At 32.2% G+C, this 18,354-nt stretch carries 15 protein-coding genes and 2 pseudogenes; 13 read left to right on the top strand and 4 right to left on the bottom strand.

Annotated elements, in window-relative coordinates; genetic code table 11:
• The first annotated feature begins 101 nt into the window (after positions 1 to 101).
• Both APS80_RS04050 and APS80_RS04045 read left to right on the top strand, forming a co-directional pair.
• A complete protein-coding gene (locus APS80_RS04050) occupies positions 102 to 1,736 on the top strand; it encodes an MrcB family domain-containing protein (protein WP_238908241.1) in 1,635 nt (544 codons plus the stop codon).
• Positions 1,723 to 3,057: a 5-methylcytosine restriction system specificity protein McrC gene (locus APS80_RS04045; protein ID WP_059107004.1), complete on the top strand. Its 1,335-nt coding sequence runs from the start codon at positions 1,723 to 1,725 to the stop codon at positions 3,055 to 3,057. Before APS80_RS04050 ends, APS80_RS04045 begins: the two co-directional genes overlap by 14 nt.
• A gap of 74 nt (positions 3,058 to 3,131) precedes the next feature.
• On the opposite strand, the gene APS80_RS04040 is transcribed toward APS80_RS04045, so the two are convergent.
• The gene (locus APS80_RS04040) at positions 3,132 to 4,334 is read right to left on the bottom strand and encodes an MFS transporter (RefSeq protein ID WP_059107003.1); all 1,203 of its coding nucleotides are present in this window, start codon (positions 4,332 to 4,334) and stop codon (positions 3,132 to 3,134) included.
• Between the two features lie 865 nt (positions 4,335 to 5,199).
• Here APS80_RS04040 and cas1 point away from each other — a divergent pair.
• The 4 genes and pseudogenes from cas1 to APS80_RS04015 all read left to right on the top strand — a co-directional run bounded on the left by cas1 (position 5,200) and on the right by APS80_RS04015 (position 7,540).
• Positions 5,200 to 6,021, top strand: a complete 822-nt coding sequence (gene cas1 / locus APS80_RS04030) for a type II CRISPR-associated endonuclease Cas1 (protein ID WP_232234380.1) — start codon at positions 5,200 to 5,202, stop codon at positions 6,019 to 6,021.
• On the top strand, positions 6,021 to 6,326 hold the full coding sequence (gene cas2 / locus APS80_RS04025) for a CRISPR-associated endonuclease Cas2 (protein ID WP_059107001.1): 306 nt from the start codon (positions 6,021 to 6,023) through the stop codon (positions 6,324 to 6,326). Before cas1 ends, cas2 begins: the two co-directional genes overlap by 1 nt.
• 13 nt (positions 6,327 to 6,339) lie before the next feature.
• Positions 6,340 to 7,107: pseudogene (cas10, locus tag APS80_RS04020) on the top strand (type III-A CRISPR-associated protein Cas10/Csm1); the annotation flags it as partial.
• Entirely contained in the window at positions 7,088 to 7,540 is a 453-nt protein-coding gene (locus APS80_RS04015) for a hypothetical protein (protein WP_059106999.1), read from the top strand. The pseudogene cas10 and the gene APS80_RS04015, both read left to right, overlap by 20 nt.
• A gap of 198 nt (positions 7,541 to 7,738) precedes the next feature.
• Here APS80_RS04015 and APS80_RS04010 read toward each other — a convergent pair whose 3' ends face one another.
• Positions 7,739 to 8,305 carry a TetR/AcrR family transcriptional regulator gene (locus APS80_RS04010; RefSeq protein ID WP_059106998.1) on the bottom strand — a complete coding sequence of 189 codons (567 nt, stop codon included), beginning with the start codon at positions 8,303 to 8,305 and terminating at the stop codon, positions 7,739 to 7,741.
• Positions 8,306 to 8,444: 139 nt separating this feature from the next.
• Here APS80_RS04010 and APS80_RS04005 point away from each other — a divergent pair, with 139 nt between their 5' ends.
• The 6 genes from APS80_RS04005 to APS80_RS03980 all read left to right on the top strand — a co-directional run bounded on the left by APS80_RS04005 (position 8,445) and on the right by APS80_RS03980 (position 14,453).
• On the top strand, positions 8,445 to 9,173 hold the full coding sequence (locus tag APS80_RS04005; RefSeq protein WP_059106997.1) for an ABC transporter ATP-binding protein: 729 nt from the start codon (positions 8,445 to 8,447) through the stop codon (positions 9,171 to 9,173).
• A complete protein-coding gene (locus APS80_RS04000) occupies positions 9,170 to 10,264 on the top strand; it encodes an ABC transporter permease (RefSeq protein ID WP_059106996.1) in 1,095 nt (364 codons plus the stop codon). The genes APS80_RS04005 and APS80_RS04000 overlap by 4 nt, the downstream gene beginning before the upstream one ends.
• 222 nt (positions 10,265 to 10,486) lie before the next feature.
• Positions 10,487 to 11,497, top strand: coding sequence for an NUDIX hydrolase (locus APS80_RS03995; RefSeq protein ID WP_059106995.1), 1,011 nt, complete (start codon positions 10,487 to 10,489; stop codon positions 11,495 to 11,497).
• A 266-nt stretch (positions 11,498 to 11,763) separates the two neighbouring features.
• Positions 11,764 to 12,753: an MFS transporter gene (locus APS80_RS03990; protein WP_232234379.1), complete on the top strand. Its 990-nt coding sequence runs from the start codon at positions 11,764 to 11,766 to the stop codon at positions 12,751 to 12,753.
• A 234-nt stretch (positions 12,754 to 12,987) separates the two neighbouring features.
• Positions 12,988 to 13,980 carry a biotin synthase BioB gene (gene bioB / locus APS80_RS03985; RefSeq protein ID WP_059106994.1) on the top strand — a complete coding sequence of 331 codons (993 nt, stop codon included), beginning with the start codon at positions 12,988 to 12,990 and terminating at the stop codon, positions 13,978 to 13,980.
• 209 nt (positions 13,981 to 14,189) lie between these two features.
• Positions 14,190 to 14,453: a hypothetical protein gene (locus APS80_RS03980; RefSeq protein WP_059106993.1), complete on the top strand. Its 264-nt coding sequence runs from the start codon at positions 14,190 to 14,192 to the stop codon at positions 14,451 to 14,453.
• A gap of 192 nt (positions 14,454 to 14,645) precedes the next feature.
• On the opposite strand, the gene APS80_RS10720 is transcribed toward APS80_RS03980, so the two are convergent.
• Positions 14,646 to 14,819, bottom strand: coding sequence for a hypothetical protein (locus APS80_RS10720; protein WP_157064347.1), 174 nt, complete (start codon positions 14,817 to 14,819; stop codon positions 14,646 to 14,648).
• 277 nt (positions 14,820 to 15,096) lie between these two features.
• On the opposite strand from APS80_RS10720, the gene APS80_RS03975 reads away from it, so the two are divergent.
• A complete protein-coding gene (locus APS80_RS03975) occupies positions 15,097 to 16,911 on the top strand; it encodes a 3-hydroxyacyl-CoA dehydrogenase (RefSeq protein WP_059106992.1) in 1,815 nt (604 codons plus the stop codon).
• Between the two features lie 69 nt (positions 16,912 to 16,980).
• On the opposite strand, the pseudogene APS80_RS11130 reads toward APS80_RS03975, so the two are convergent.
• Positions 16,981 to 17,766: pseudogene (locus APS80_RS11130) on the bottom strand (YheC/YheD family protein).
• Positions 17,767 to 18,354 lie beyond the last annotated feature (588 nt).

Genomic DNA, 18,354 nt, shown 5'->3' with positions numbered 1-18,354 from the left:
ATAAGCAGAGGCGTATCATAAGTGAATTATACGTTATGAAATTATAGTTAAATCGTTGTGACAAGATTAATGACTTAAAACAGGAGGAATTTATAGTGTCATTGTCAACTACCATTAAAGAAATAGAAAATACATATTTTAAAGAAAAAGAGACAGGTCTATTTAAAGGCACTCCAGTTGGTGAATTAGTAAGACATAAAATAGTAGAAGAATTACAAAGTATAGAAGAAATTAAAGACTATAAAATTAAAGGCAGTATCGGAAATATAAGCTTTGCCACAATACCATGGGTAGCTATTATGAATGAAGAGATCACAACCTCTACTTCTAAAGGTATTTTTATCATTTTTTTATTTAGCAGTGATGAAAAAAGAGTATATTTAACTTTAAATCAAGGTGCTGACAACTTTAAAGGAAAACGACTAAAAGATGAGGAAAAAGTAAAAATATCACAATCCATTTATGGAACACTAGATTCTCCAAAGAGTAAACCAATTAATATTAATTTGAATTCGAATAAGAAACTACCTAAAAATTACGAAATAACAGTAATTAGTGGTTATGAATATCACATTGATCAAATGCCAGATACCTCAACTATCGAAAATGACATTAGCAATCTTGTGGACGATTATGAACAGCTAACTGCTAAATATAAACAATTAGGGAATAACCTAGACCAATTTTATGAATATTGTATAGGTGACGATTTAACAGAAGAAAATTCAGCTCAATTTAATAATAATATGAATGTTGAAGAAGGAACGGAAAATGCAGGCTATATTTATGATAATGACATGGGTGGAGAAAATGAAATAGATCCATTTTTAGAAAGTGAAATTGTTAGAACGTTAACCGAAAAGCTCATCAACTCGAAAAATATCATACTTAGAGGTGCACCTGGAACGGGTAAAAGTTATCTAGCTAAAGCGATAGCTTCTAATATCATTGGTGTATCTAAAAAAAATTTAGAATCATCCGAGCGGTTTGAGTTTGTACAGTTTCATCCCAATTATGACTACACAGATTTCGTCGAAGGGATCAGACCCGTCATAGGTGCCAACGATACGATGGGTTTTAAACTAGAACCAGGTATATTTAAAGTATTTTGTGAGAAAGCTAAAAACGCACAAAATGATAACGGTGCTGAGTCAGGTAGAAATGCCGATCAAAAATTTGTATTTGTTATCGATGAGATAAATAGAGGAGAGATTTCAAAGATATTTGGAGAATTATTCTTTTCCATAGATCCTAGTTATAGAGGAATAACAGGAGCAGTCAAAACGCAATATGCCAATATGAAACCTGGAAATGGAAAATTTTATATACCTGATAACGTTTATATTATAGGTACGATGAATGATATTGATCGCTCTGTAGATACTTTCGATTTTGCGATGAGAAGACGATTTAGATTCATAGAAATTAAGGCAAATGAAAATACAGATATGTTGGATGCTTTAGGCAATAACAAGGATGAAGCAATTCAAAGAATGACCCAACTTAATAATGCTATCTCGCAAGTCGAAGATTTAAATAGTCATTATCATATAGGAGCTTCTTATTTCTTAAAATTAAAAGACATCAACTATGAAGCGCTTTGGGAAGATTATTTAGAACCACTCTTAGCTGATTATGTCAAAGGTATGTTTAATGAAGAAGAGATGATGGAATCGTTTAAATTGGCTTATAATCATTCAGCTCTAGAATTAGGCTCAGAAGATGAAATTGATTAAAATTAAAGACAATTCGTTTCGTGCATCTCATGAATTTAACGAAATTCCAAAAATCATTTCTTCTATATTAAATAAAACGGTGTCAGAACTTAAGGATACAGATGTATTTGTGTTTCCTAATAGTTTAAAAGAGATGGAAGGTATGACTAAGGACCAAATGATTCTTAATATAGTTAATCAATCATACCATTCTGGTAATATTATGGGTTTTTTAGGTTTTGGTGAAGAACATTTAATCATCGAATCTCGATTCTCAGAGGGTCCACATGATTATTTTTTTCAATACTTGATAGAAAATGTGCTCAAAATACCTTATGTCATTGATTTAAACACGATTATTGATAAGGAAAACAAAATAATTAGTTTATTTATATTCATTTTCCCTTATTATTTAAGAAAAGCGATGCGTAAAGGGTTATTTAAACAATATGTAAGAAACGAATATAACAACCAGAGTGTAAAGGGCACGATCGATATTCCAAGACATATTAAGAAAAATACGCCATTTGTAGGCAATATTGCTTATTCACTAAGAGAATTCTCATATGATAACGACATGTTACAGTTAATTAGACATACGATAGAATTTATTAAAAAGCGAAAAGAAGGTACCAGAGTACTTAGTACTGTCAGAAATGAAGTGAAAAAAGTTTATGAAGTGACTCAAAGTTACAATCATATGGATAGAAACAAAGTCATTATGTTAAATCAGCAGCGACCTATTCGACATGCATATTACAAGGAGTATAGGGAGTTACAGAAACTTTGTTTAACTATTTTACAGCGACATAAGCATTATATGGGGACGGGCCCTGAAAAAATTAACGGTATTTTATTTGATGGTGCGTGGTTATGGGAAGAATATATCGATACATTAGTGAATGATGCATTTTATCATCCTAAGAATAAAGGTGGGACTGGAGCACAAAAATTATTTAGTAGAGATGAGGGTCAAAAAGTTGGGCTGATTTATCCAGATTTTATTAGCCGGAATCAAGAACATCCAATCATAGGCGATGCTAAATATAAGCCAGTTCAAAACATCAGAAATAAAGATTATTTGCAGATTTTAGCTTACATGTTTAGATTTGATGCGAAAATAGGTTGTTATTTCTATCCCAATCACAGTACTGCTGATAATGAGGTTTTATATTTAAATCAAGGATTAACTTATGAAAAAAATGAACAAAAACGTGAAAATATTAAAGTGATAAAATTAGGACTTAAGATCCCTCAAAACGTGGAGGATTACCAAGATTTTACCGAAAAAATGAAACAATCCGAGAAACAATTTCTCAGCCAAATACAATTTTTTTATTAAATTGAAAATAGGTTCGTAAGCGTAATCTAAAAAAGATTTATTTTAACGTCTCTTCAATCATTCAAATACACATTCTAACCCCTAGAACTTTTTCTTTTACTAAACACAAGTGTAGCGAATAATATAGTAGCAAGATTTATTAAAATTGCAGCAAAAATCAAATTGAATGTATCTACTAAATAACTGAATAACATGACGACAATAGGTGGTGGTATTCTAAGGGCAAGAGATCTAAAACTGCTCACTCTTCCAATAAATTCATTGCTTGTTTCTTTTTGAATAAAAGTATTGATAAAAATCACACTTAGACTCGATGTTATACCTGTTAAAAATATTAAAGTGAGTACTAAGTAAATATTAGGAATTATCACGGTTAATATAACGAATATTGAATATAAAATGATGAGTAAGAAATTGACGGTATTTTCTTGAATTATTTTTAATATATATGGCGCACTAAAAGTTCCAATTATAGATCCAATCGAAAAACTAATCATTAATAAAGATAAGCCGATTGACCCTAATTTCAAATGATCTGAAAGTAGTACAAATATTAAACTAATCGGGGCTACTGATATATTGATAATAATCAAATAGTAAATTGATTGTTGTAATAGATTTGAACTAGATTTTAAATACTTGAATGATTCAACGATACTACCTTTAATTTTTTTAGCTATCATTTTTTGAGAAAAAGAAGGAATATAAGCAAATTTCATGATAAGTGCTCCACCTAAAAATAAAGCACTTCCTAAAAATAGCGTGTTAACTAAGCCGATTGACTCAACTAAAACACCACCTAATAGTAATCCGATGATGTTGCATATATGTTTTACAAATTCAATAGAACTATTAGCATTCACAAGCCGCTTATCACTTACTGTTTTTTTAATTGTCGCTTGGAAACTTGGGAGATAGAAAGCAGTGAGTACTGCTAATAAGAACACTAAAATATATAATAGTATAATATTAAAAACGTGATTTTGAATATTATAAAAGAAAACACCGCATGCTAGTAACAATAAAAATCGTGATAAATTTGTTGTAACTAATATCTTTTTATTGTTATAAGAATCAGCTAAGGAACCAGAGTAAAAAGAAAAAATGATGATGGGTAAAACTTGGAAAAGTGTTAATAATCCCACCAGATACACGTTATCTGTATATAGATACAAACTCCATAACACAGCTATCCCTAAAAAAGATTCACTTATTCTTGTTAAAGCTAATGATGACAAAATTAGGTAAAAATCTATATTTTTTATGAATGGCTTCATGGTTCTAATCACTCGCTTTCTTATAAAGAGAGCGAGGATATCTCGATCCCTAACGGTGTATTACATTAGTTATACATTAGAAACTAATAACAAAGCAAATGAAAATCAAGGTAGTGATAATATGAGCTTTTTTTATGGCATTGAACATTTTGAGGTCCCGAGATATAGTAATAAAAACGGAAGCTGGTATGAAAAAAACGTGCCAGCTTCAACAAATGATTTACCGTAAGCCGTCAATTTTACCCTGTTTTTTTAGTGAAATTAAGACACATATATAAACAACTAAACAGAGGATATGGCAATAAAAACTAAATGAATTTATTGAATCCCATAGATTACCAGTTAAGGCATAGGATAGTAGCCGGCCTAATACAATAATAATTACCAAGGCTATAAGCACATAACCATTCATTACTTTTTCTATATTCATCTATATCACCTATATTATTTAAAATAGTGCTTTGTAGTAATAGAATTTAGTAATTAAAAGGACTTCTACATCAATTAATGAAAACGTAAATCCCCTTAATAATCAACCTCTTTTCTCTAATCCACATTAATTAGAATTAATTTCTATAAAATTTTCATAACAACAATCTATTTTACTATTTGTACTTTAAATTCAACTATAAGATGTAACTTTTGTTTAGCTATTTATAGATAATTTATATTTTGTAACAACATAATCACAAAATAAATATAAATACAAAAATTGTTAAAGCTTTTGTAAACTGTTCAATCTAGCTATACAATCACAATAAAATTGAGTAAAATTAAAAAATGAAGGATATTATCTATGTTGAGAATCATCACTTTGTAACTGTGAAAGAAAATAGTATTAAGTTTAAAAACGTAGTAGATAAGAGTGAAAAATTCTTTTTTTGATGATGTTGAGGCTATTATTTTTGATCATTATAAAAACTATTTTTCACATCAATTTGTAGTTAAATGTATAGAAAATAATATTGGCGTCATATTTTGTGATAGAAAACATTCTCCTATAACTCAATTGCTATCTGATTATGGAGCTGTTAATAGACTGCAACGAATCCAGACACAATTTCAATTATTTACGCGAACAAAAGAAAGAATTTGGAAGAAAGTTGTAACATGTAAAATATTAAATCAAGCTCAGTGTGCGGAGAATAATTTAAATTATCATCCTAACATTAGAGTTCTGAAAGATTTAGCAAAGGAGGTTAAAGCTGGAGATAGAAATAAAAGAGAAGCTGTTGCCGCCAGAATATATTTTCAAACTTTATTTGGTTCTCAGTTCAAACGCGGTAGATTTGATGACATGATTAATTCATCTTTGAATTATGGTTATGCTATTATAAGATCTTTTATCAAACATGAGTTGGCAATTCATGGTTTTGAAATGAGTTTAGGTATACATCATAAGTCTACGGAGAATCCTTTTAACTTAGCAGATGACATTATTGAAGTTTTTCGACCATTTGTGGATCATATCGCATTTCAAATGCTATTAAACGATCATTATACTGAATTTGGCATTGAAGAAAAGAAAATAGTATTAAGAGTTTTACATGAAAAATGTATTTTAGATAAAAAAATAGTATGGCTTTTAGATGCTATTAAATTAATGACACAATTACTCATTAAGTGTCATGAGGAAAATTCACCTTCACCGTTATTATTGCCAAAGATGATTGAGGTTGGGACATAATGTACTTACTGATCGGCTTTGACTTACCAAGGGATACTAAAGATGAACGCAAAATGGCTAATAAATATCGAACTCGGTTACTTGAATTGGTATTTACGATGAAACAGTTTAGTTTGTATGAACGCTATATTAGTGACACGCAGAAAAAAGATAAGATCATTAGTATCTTAAAAAACGAAATTCCTGCTACTGGGAAAATCGCTTTATATGTATTACCAGATGAAGTTAATGACAACCAAGTAATTATATTAGGGAAAGAGGTTAAAAAAGTTACAATAAAAAAACCAAAGTTCATTTTTCTATGATATGGAGGGCAAAATGGAAAAGAAATCAATATTGATGTATGGTTCTTTGTTACATGATATCGGTAAAATTATTTATCGTAGTAACAATCATCCTTTCGCAAAAGGCACACATTCTAAATTAGGACGCCAGTTTTTATCACAGTTTTCAGAATTCAATGTTAAAGAACTTTTAGATAGTGTAGGATACCATCACTATAAAGAACTATCTAGTGCTAAGCTAAGTGAAGATAATACAGCTTACATAACTTATATAGCAGATAATATCGCTAGTGGTATTGATAGAAGAGATGTGGTTGAAGAAGGCGATCAAGAATATGAAAATCAAACACTAAAATTCGATAAGTTTACACCGTTATATAGTGTTTTTAATATTGTAAACTCAAAATCAACAGCTGTAACTGAAGGGAAATTTAAGTTTAGTAAGGAAAGTAATATTGCTTATCCAGAAAGTGCACAGATTCAATATTCGAGTGGTTATTATTCAGCTTTAGTTGAAGATATGAATTACGATTTAAATCATATTTTGAAGGTGAATGACCATCAATTTTCTTCTTTATTACAGTGGACAGAAAGCTTGTGGCAATATGTGCCTAGTTCCACTAATAAGAATCAACTTATAGATATATCGTTATACGATCATAGTCGAATTACGTGTGCATTAGCTAGTTGTATTTATGACTATCTGGAAGAACAACAAATTCAAAATTATAAAGATACATTATTTTCAAATTACCAAAAAACAAAAGCTTTTTATGATGAGGATGCATTTTTATTATTCAGTAAGGTTAAAAAAGAAAAAGGACGCTGACGCACTTATAGATGATTTAGACGAATTAAGTGATTGTACAAAGAACATCTTAAAAGCATTTATCAACCAGTTACATGAGTTAGATTATAAAAGTGAATTAAAGTTTTTGAACTCTAAAAAGTTAAGAGAAGAACATTTAATATACGATCAATTAAATTATTCGATGTCTCTATATTCACCTAATGCGAATAATCTGGGAGAAAACAAAAATATCGAAAATGATATTTATTTAGTAGTACAGCCCAAGCTGTTTTCTAAAAAGGGTGCAGCTGCATTGCCTTCAATTGGAGACATACCCGTTGTAAATATTGTAAGAAATCAACTCGAAATGACTGATCAGGAATGCGAAGATAAGCATCATTTTCAAAAAGATTTTTATTCGTATATAAAAGATTTGAATATTTAGCATGAATGTCGAAGAAAGCCAAAAAGTATAAAACAACTGATATCTCGTATGATGTCAGTTATTTTATATATTATATATAAGGTATTTCATGTTTCATACTATAATCTTTGGAATGGTAGGTTTATTCGCCATAATCGGAATTTCACTTTACGCCATACACCGCAATAAGTAATTTTCAAAATGAATCTCAATTATCATCTATTCCAATAAATCTGTAGGTGCGAGTTTATTAAGAATTGCTGATAATTCTTCGGGGGTTTCTTGTCGTCCGGTATTCACCCATTCTTGAATTATACCGAAGACGGCATTGCTGAAAAATACAGTGAAATAGCGTTGTTCTGTTTTACTGTATTTTTTAAAGTTCATATGTGGAAAAATGTGTTTTTCCGCATTCGCTTGTAACATGGCTTTTAATTGATTTTGTACTTCTACGGAACCGTTATCGGAAATCAGTAATAATAAAAGTTCTGCTTCTTCATTCCACAATTTAACCATTTGATAAAAGAATGAATATCTTTCTTCATTTAACAAATTCAACGCTTTCTTTGTGCCTTCTTTAACAAATTCGACTTGATATTGTTGTACTAAGTCATATTTATCCTTGTAGTGTAAATAAAATGTGCCTCGGCTAATGCCTGCTGTTTCACAAATATCCTTTACCGAAATATCGTCATATTTTTTCTCTTTTAATAATGTAATCATGGCCTTTCTAGCTTTTCGTTTTGTTTTAACGATCCTCATATCTGTCATTAATTCTTCTTCCAATAGGGTTCCACCTCAATTTTATTTGACATATTTATCGATGTGTTCATTATCCACAGATTCACAATTGCTTTTAAAACTGCAAGATTTATACTCTTATTATGAATAATAATTGACACGCTGTCTAATAAGGAGGGTAACTATGTCGGAACTCGTAGCTCAATTGACGAACGGGACAAAGTATTACGGAAAAAAGAAAGTATTAGATGACATTGATATCAGCTTACGAAGCGGACAAATCTTAGGATTAATTGGTCCAAGTGGTTCGGGGAAAACGACGACAATTAAATGCTTAATGGGCATGGAAAAATTAGATTCTGGAGAAGCTCAAATTTTCAATAAGAAGATGCCAAATCGTAAAATTTTAAATGATATTGGTTATATGGGACAAAGTGATGCACTATATAGCTCATTAACAGCTCGCGAAAATCTTGTATTCTTCGGTAATTTAATGGGATTAAAAGGGAAGGCACTTAACCAAGCTATTGAAACGAATATGAAGCTGGTGAATTTAGATCAATCGTTACATCAAATAGTCAATACATTTTCTGGCGGTATGAAACGGAGATTATCATTGGCAATCACGTTGTTGTCAAAACCTGATTTAATCATTCTCGATGAACCGACTGTTGGTATAGATCCAAGTTTGCGTAGAGATATATGGGAACAATTGAATCAGCTAACTGAAGAAAATAAATCGGTCATTGTGACAACCCATGTAATGAGTGAAGCTGAGCGGTGTGACTATGTAGGCTTGATTGTAGAAGGTCATCTATTCACGATTGGTACTCCGAACGAATTAAAAGAAAAATTCGGCGTCGATTCGATAGAGGAAGTATTCATTAAAGCGGAAGCGGAGGTGCAATCATGAGATTTAAAGCTGTACTGATACGTGTAATTAAAGAACTGTTGAGAGATAAGAGAACCCTCTTGTTGATGTTCTTCGCACCTTTACTTGTTTTAACGCTATTGTACTTCGTTTTTGATACAAATGATGAAACAAATTTGAGCATGGGGATCGATAACAACGTCCCTGATCAAATTGTTGATGCATTGCCGTCTGATAAAGTCGACATTCAAAAATTTGATTCACCAGAGTCCATTAAAGATGAAATTGTTGATAAAGAGTTAGACGGTTACGTAACTAAAAATGGTTCAAAATTAGAAGTCACTTATGCGAATGAGGATCCTAGTAAAACAGGATCAGCGAAGCAACTTTTATCAAGCGCAATTCAGAAAAATAAAATGCAAGATATGAAAGAAATTGTAGAAAAAATTCCTGCTAATTTGAAACAAAACAGTGCGCAACAATCAGAAAATCTTGAGTTATCAAATCATTATCTTTACGGTGACGAAGATAGCACATATTTTGATAAAATGTTTCCAATTTTAATTGGTTTCTTTGTGTTCCTTTTTGTATTTTTAATTTCAGGAATTGGTTTACTTAGAGAACGCACAAGTGGCACATTAGAGCGCTTGTTAGCTACGCCGGTCAAAAGAAGTGAGATTGTGTTTGGTTATTTAGCTGGTTATGGTTTGTTTGCGATATTACAAACGTTACTCATCGTATTTTTTGCGATTATCATTTTAAATATTGAAGTTGCAGGCAGTATCTGGTGGGTATTGTTAATTAATATCTTAGTCGCATTAGCTGCGTTAGCGATGGGTATTTTCGTTTCCACTTTCGCAAATTCTGAGTTTCAAATGATTCAGTTTATTCCAATCGTCGCGATTCCTCAAGTATTCTTTTCCGGGATTATTCCTTTAGAAAATATCGCAGATTGGATTAGCGTCATAGGTTATCTCTTCCCATTACGATATGCGGGCGATGCATTGACCGAGATAATGATTAAAGGACAAGGTTTTGAATATATTTGGTTCGATATTGGTATCTTATTTATCTTCATCATTACATTTACTATATTGAATATTGTTGGATTGAAACGTTACAGAAAAGTATAAATCAAGTCTTTTACGAAAAGCATTCTAATTTTGAGGTTGTGATTCAACTTAAAGTTAGGGTGCTTTTTAAAATGGAAATTATAGGTGTAAATATCTTCTATAAATTGTTGAAGGAATCCTTATATGGTGTTTATTTCTCGCATATATATCACAAAATTAGCATTATTTTGACATTTATTTTTAAAGTTTGTAAAATGAGGAAAATGCGAAGGGGTATAGGGTATGAAATGTTTAATATTGGGGTTTGAAGTGACATCTGAAAATAGTTATTGGGAGCATGTGGTAGCTCATCCGCAAATAGAAAAAGTCTTTATTGTAGATGTAGCGTCTAAAAAAGATGAAATTGCACAGTTTATCTTTGACCACCATTCAATCTGCGAAACGATTTATTTCGATGATAGTAGTGATGGTTTATTAAACATGCCTTATGAAGAAGAGAGAGTAAAAAATTTGGTGGATCGACAAGATATCAGGCATGCATTAATCTCCGCCTCTTCACACAATCATCTGAAGTATCTCGAATTCTGTATGAAACATAACCTTCATATCCTTTGTGACCGTCCTATAACATTGGACTCTGAGAATCACACAGAAGATGTAAGTCAAAATTCCCTTCCATATCTTCAAAAATGGTACGAAAGTCCTGTAGATTTATTTCAAATTGTAAGTCCACAAAGCCATCACAAAAGCGACTTCTTCATAGGCTATAGCAAACAAGCTAAATTTCAAATATTGAATCACTTCTTTTTTAATCAAAAGGCAGACACGCAGCACCTACCTTCTCAAGATGCGAGAGACATTCTCATAGGTTTTTACAATGCCACTACGAAAGGGCTTAATCACACAGATTTTAGATTCGCTGTTGAAATCATTCTTGAACATAAAGGGAAATATCTCATCTGTAAACGTCGGTCTGATGTAAAGGTGGCGCCTGGAATATGGAACGTTCCGGGTGGCAAGGTTAAGTTTAACGAAAGTATGGAAGAAGCGGTTCTTCGAGAAACCAAAGAAGAAACAAATTTAGATTTAGAAGAATGTGAATGCATAGGCTACCAATTTTTCAATAAAAAACATCAACGGTTAGTCTATACTTACTATTCAACAGTAAGCGATATTTCAAATTTAAAAGTAGACCCAACCGAATTTGATGATTATACATGGGTGACAACCAATGATTTAGCACAATATCCATCTTTAAACCGACATATTGTGCAATTACTACAAAATCACTGAAAACCATCTTCTAAATCTACAAAATATAAAACCAAACAGGGGCACACAACGATGAAACATAGTCGGAATTTTTATCATTTATTTTTCAGCCAATTATTTGCGAATACGGGCGATATTATTTATATTGTGGGGCTTATTTCGTTCGTTTATCAATTAACAGGGAAGGCTACGAGTGCGGGAACGATTCCCATTGTCATCACAGCAGGCATTTTCTCAGTGGTATCCTGTCGCCATACATATATCAACGCCTTTCAAAGCAACGTGTATTGCTTATTTTTCAGATGCTTAAAATCGTTATTCTCATAGGCATTCTCGCATTTATCTCTGTTTCAATAACTGAACTCATTTATCTGTATTTACTTATTTTCATTAATTCATTATTTGACGGTTTTACAAATCCAATCAAAAATTCATTTATTCCGTACATCGAAAAGGAAGAACATATTCTTTCTGCTAATGCGAAAATGAATACGATGAACAATGTTGTACAAGTCGGGTCATGGGCACTGGGCGGTATTTTACTGGCCGCGCTAGGTTATTCAAATCTCATCATACTGACTATCGTATTATATATTTTCGCCGTCATCTTCACGTTATTTATTAAAGATGATAAACAAGTCGAAACTGAAGCGGAAACAATGATGGGATCTTTTCACAATATGATAAAAACGAATCTCAAAACACCATGGAGTCGATTTTTAAATATATCGACATTCATCGAATCTTTCGCACATAGTGTGTGGATTGCGGCAGTGATATTGATTTATGTTGAGACCTTTTTACAGGTAGATACATTTTGGTTTGGGATGATTAATGCCACATTCTTCACTGGTATGATTATTGCGGGTCTTGTGGTAAATTTTCAAGATCAATTTTTCCAAAAACGTTTTAGCTTTTTCATTTTTTATTTACCAATCGTACTTGCTGTACTGAATATGAGTTTTGCAATCAATCATATTTTAATATTCGTATTACTTTGCTCATGCATTTACGGTATTTTAGACGAGATGCGTACGACGGTCCTCCATTCTAAACTTCAAAGCGAATTGAATGATACACAAATTACAGATACGTATGTTCTTAATAATATGGTTTATAGCTTTAGCTTTGCGATAAGCACTTATTTAATCACTGTTATCGTGGATTATAGTGGTGTCTTTTGGGCGTTTATCATCGCGGGTCTCGCTTATCTCGTCGTCTTTATTGTTGGTTTGAAATACCAACATTCGTTAACTCAACATAATGAACAAATTTAATTTCGTTTCTACAAAAAAGTGCTTGATTTACTTTCTTAAATCAAGCGTTTTTTTATGTAACTTGAAAATCTACCCTATAAAATGTAAACTTTTATTATAAATAGGTTTACATTTAAATCTATATTGCCAAATATTGACTCAAAAATTCATTTTCAACATGTAGAATAAGCAAAATAGAAATGGTTTGGCACTTTAAAAGAGAAATATAACTTGTTATGAATGGGAAGGATTAATATGAATTTAGCTGAAAACATTTTAAAAGGAGAAACATTAACAAAAAGAGAAGCGTTAGACATTTATGAAGACGAAGAGATCGATACATTTGACCTACTCAATGAAGCATACATATTAAGAAAGCATTTTTACGGAAAAAAAGTAAAACTCAACATGATTTTAAATGCAAAAAGTGGGATTTGTCCTGAAAACTGCGGTTATTGCGGTCAATCTAGAGATATGAAACAAAAACAGCGTTACGCATTAGTGCCAGAAGAACAAATTATCGACGGCGCAAACGTCGCCCATGACAACAATATTGGCACGTATTGTATTGTTATGAGTGGTCGTGGCCCAAGTGATAAAGAAGTTGATCACATCAGCAGAACAGTAGAAGAAATCAAAGCGATCCATCCACAACTTAAAATTTGTGCTTGCCTCGGGTTAACGAACGACGAACAAGCGAAGAAACTGAAAGCAGCGGGTGTCGATAGATACAATCACAATATTAATACGAGCGAAAATTACCACGAAGAAGTTGTTACAACGCACACATACAAAGATCGTACTGACACAATCGAAATCATGAAAGAGAACAATATTTCACCATGTTCAGGCGTCATTTGTGGTATGGGTGAGTCTAATCAAGATATTGTCGATATGGCATTTGCGCTGAAAGAAATCGACGCAGATAGTATCCCGATTAATTTCTTACATCCTATTAAAGGAACTAAATTTGGTGATATGGATGAGCTTACACCGATGAAATGTTTACGTCTCGTCTCATTATTTAGACTTGTGAACCCCACAAAAGAAATACGTATCGCAGGCGGGCGCGAAGTCAATTTACGTTCATTACAACCCCTTGCATTAAAAGCAGCAAACTCTATCTTTGTTGGGGATTATTTAATTACTGGTGGACAACCCAACAAATTAGATTACAAAATGATTGAAGACTTAGGATTTGAAATTGACTTTGGTAATCAAGACGTGCCAGTGGCTGAGCAGTCATAAGGATACTCAGACTAAAGGTTAAACCTCGGACGATCTTATTATGTATCGAGCTAACCCACCTAATTAAATGACTGAGACTATGTAAGTATACTTATCTTATATTTCGATAAATTCTTTAAAAATTATTGTTTGTTATATATAATTAATTAAAAGATAAAACGCAAATGAATAACAAAAAAGAATGAAATATAAAAATGGAGTGGTACTTAATGAAAATACTTAAAATAGTAAAACTCAGTATTGCAGTTTGGCTCGTGTTATCATTAATAGATTATTTGTATACGCTATTTCAAATCGACAAAACAAGTATTGTCACAACAATGATGGGACTGGAAATTAAATCTCATATTACAGCTGAAGCCATTCACACGCAATTTTCACCTACACCTCAGATGATTTTTACTTTTGGTATTGTCTTAATTTTTGTAGGCGGTTTGTACGCTTTAATTTCAAAACGTCGAGAAACGATATGATTTTGGCTGAGAATATAGGCTTTGTATAACCATAGAGTATATACACTTGGATTATATTCAATGAGACGCAAGAAAATTGTTAGTGTTTTAAAGATAAAGAGTCAGGACTTTGCTAGTCCTGACTCTTTTTTATAATTAATTTCAATTATGATAAATCTCTCTATTCAATTTCACGCGTTCATCATGGCTGTATTATTCTGACTTATCTTGATTGAGTAATGCTAACACTTTATCGCGGTTATGAGGTGCTTTTGTGGCATCTGCTTGTTTTACTGCTACATCAAGTTCATCCTGCGTTAATTCTGTACAGTAAGCCGGTGTGCCTGGTTGTTGGCGCCATGAATTTTCTAAATCTCCAGTGTCCACATAATCAAAACCTAATCAAGGTGATGAATTAAATTTAGTCTCGTCTTCCTAGTTTTAATCAAACCAAGATTACTCCACCTCCTCACTAAAGATAATGTTTTGTAGGAATCAAATTAGGCTAATTAATAACTGTAATCAAATAATGATATATCATATATATTTTTAAGTATAATGGGCGCCTTAAGCTCAAAACATTTAGTTGATTTTAAATCGCATAGTATAATGAAGCGTAGTCATTATTTTAATGAATATTTTAATAACAAGGGGTGTAAAGTATATGGATATTAAAAATGTAGTCGTTGCTGGCGGTGGTGTACTAGATAGCCAAATCGCTTTTCAATCTTCATTCCATGATTTCAATGTAACTGTATATGATATTAACGATGATGCACTTGGAAAAGCGAAAGACCGTTTAAGTGACTTAAGAAAACGCTACGTTGAAGATTTAGATACAACACAAGAGAAAGTGGATGAAGCTTTCAATACTATTCAATATAAATCAGATATTGCTGAAGCGGCAGCAGATGCAGATATCGTCATCGAAGCGATTCCAGAAGTCGTAGATATTAAAAAAGACTTTTACAAAAATTTAGGTGAAAGCGCACCAGATAAAACAATCTTTGCGACAAACTCATCAACATTTAAACCAAGTGATTATAAAGATATCTCAGGCCGTCCTGAAAAATTCTTAGCCTTACACTTTGCGAACGAAATTTGGTTACGTAATACAGGTGAAGTGATGCGTACGCCAGATACTTCAGATGAAATTTTCGACGAAGTACTTGATTTCGCGAAAGCAATCGGTATGGTACCTCTTCCAATTTACAGAGAACAACCTGGTTACATCTTAAACTCATTACTCGTACCATTCTCAGGTGGCGCAGCTTACTTACTCGCAAGTGAAACATCAGATGTTAAAACCATCGATAAAACATGGATGCGTGCCACTCACGACGAACACGGTCCATTCGGTATGAATGATATCGTGGGTACAAACACTCAATTAAACATCAGAAAATCACGTGAAACAGATCAAGATCCAGAATGGGCTAAAAACTATACTAAAATCTTACAAGATATGGTAGATAGCGATAAATTAGGTAAAGTTGGAGGCAAAGGCTTCTACAATTATCCTGACCCAGAATACACTGAAGACGCATTCTTTGATAATACAAAAGATGTTGAAGATTTATCTCATGATTTCAAAAATATCGCAGTTGCCGGTAGTGGTTTAACAGCTGCACAAGTAGCTTTACAAGTTGCTTCTGGTGATTTCAACGTGACACTTTATAGCGAAAGTGAAGATGACATTCAAACAGTTAAAGATCATATTGAAACTGCGAAAAAAGCTTACAAAGATTACTTCGATGTAGATGACGACAAAGTGAACGCAATCGCTGAACGCATCAACTATCACACAAACATTGCAGATGCGACACAAGATGTTGACTTAGTTATCGAAGCGGTGGCTGACGATAAAGAAACAAAAGAACACTTCTACAACAAACTTTCAGAAGTATTAAATGACGATGCATATATCGTTACAAGCACTGCAACATTAAGACCAAGTGACTTTGAAGATGCGACAGGTCGTCCAGAAAAATTCGCCGCATTACGCATTGTAAACAGCATTTGGAACAGTAATGTAGGCCAAGTCATGGTTGCAGGTCAAACAACTGAAGATACATTTAATAAAGTACTTGCATTCGCACGTGACATTAACTTAGTTGTTGCACCACTTCATAAAGAACAACCAGGTTACATCGTAAACAGAATCATGACTCCACTCATTCAAGCAGGTGCGAAATTACTTGTTAAAGAAGTTGCAGACAAAGAAACAATCGATAAAACTTGGATGATTGGTTTCCACGCCAACCAAGGTCCATTCGCAATCATGGATATGATCGGTTTAGACAACGCATTAGAAATCTTAAAACCAGTTGCTGAAGCTTCAGATGATGAAGAAGATCAAAAAGTAATCCAATTACTTGAAGATAAAGTGAATAACAATGAACTTGGTTTAGCTACAGGTAAAGGTTTCTATGACTACTCAGACGGCAAACCTTACTTCAAAGATGATTTCTTAAAATAAGATAAAATGAGATAAAAAAAGAAACTGTCGGTAGTGTGAAATAACACTATCGGCAGTTTTTCTTTTTGTTTATTTTAAATTCAACAGATATCTGTAATATCCGACACGTACTTCGGCATCTTCTGCATAAAAGAATTGTTGTCCTGGATAAGTGTTTACTTCAAACAAGCCAATATTACCGTTTGGGTCTACACCTAAATCAATGCCTAATGCATCTAGTTTGTAGCTATATAAACTTTCAAATCTTTTCGGGAAAGTTTTACATAAAAGTTCAAGTTGATCTTTTAATTTTTTCCATTTATCCCCGAAATTACTTTGTAAAAACGGAACGATAGGTGATATACCGCCACCTTGGCTGACATTTGATGTAATGTTTTTACCCATACCCACTCTAGGATATATTTTAACCTTTTGCCATTGTCCATTTTGATTTTTTCTGACATGCAATCGAATATCGAATGGACTGCCTTCTTTTGTTTTTGATTCTAAAAATGGTTGGCATATATAAGCAGGTTTTAAATAATTTGAATTGATGATATCGATTAATTCTGCATATGTATATTCAGTAGTTAATCAATCGTCCATTAATTTGTAGCTATCTCCATCTTGTTCAATCGCAACGATATTTCTCCCTTGGTTACTAAATACAGGTTTCAATAAGACTTTATTATATTTTTTTAAAAATAGTATGACATCATCTGCATTTTGAACTACGACGTAAGGGATTAATACATCTTCAAATAATTGACTTTTTTCTAACATTCTAAAGACTTTACTTTTTCCTCCGAGAGGATTTGTAGTAAGAATAGCGTCTTCTTTTAAAGAAGCGTATATGGCTTTGTTTTTAGAACTCATAGGCTCGTTATCGACAACATCAGGGTAGTCTACAGTTTTTCTAATCCATTTTCCTTTTTCAAGAAATTGAGCATTGATTTTTTTATTCTCTATATCAACGTCGTCTGGTCTAAAATAAAAGAAATCAATTCCAAAGTGCTGACACACATAGGAGACCGTTCTAGCTAATATAAGAGGTCTTTTATTAGTTCTCAACATTCCGACCGAATTCATTTTTTTACTCCTTCTTATTTCATAATTTTTCACACATTTTTAAGTACTACCTTTATGGGAAATTTTAATTCTGCAATTTTGTAATACTTAAATTAAACTAGATGTTTAAAACTTTGAGGTTATTTAATGTAATCTTCAGAATTTATATTCATATTTTTAATTTTATCATTTATTTCCTTAGTAGTATGTAAAATGGGTAAAATAATCCTAATAAAATAGTAAAAGCTGAGTCATACATATAGAATTTTGCAACTTTTAACCGATTTATTTATTTCAAACTACATTTATATAATATAATAAAGCCCAATGTTTTTCTATACTAAATTAATTGGTATTTAAATTTGTTGTATTAAATCTTGAGGAGAGAGAGGTTTT

Source organism: Staphylococcus auricularis (genome assembly GCF_001500315.1).
In the GTDB taxonomy this organism is placed as follows: Bacteria; Bacillota; Bacilli; order Staphylococcales; family Staphylococcaceae; genus Staphylococcus; species Staphylococcus auricularis.
This window is presented reverse-complemented; position numbering and strand designations above follow the sequence as displayed.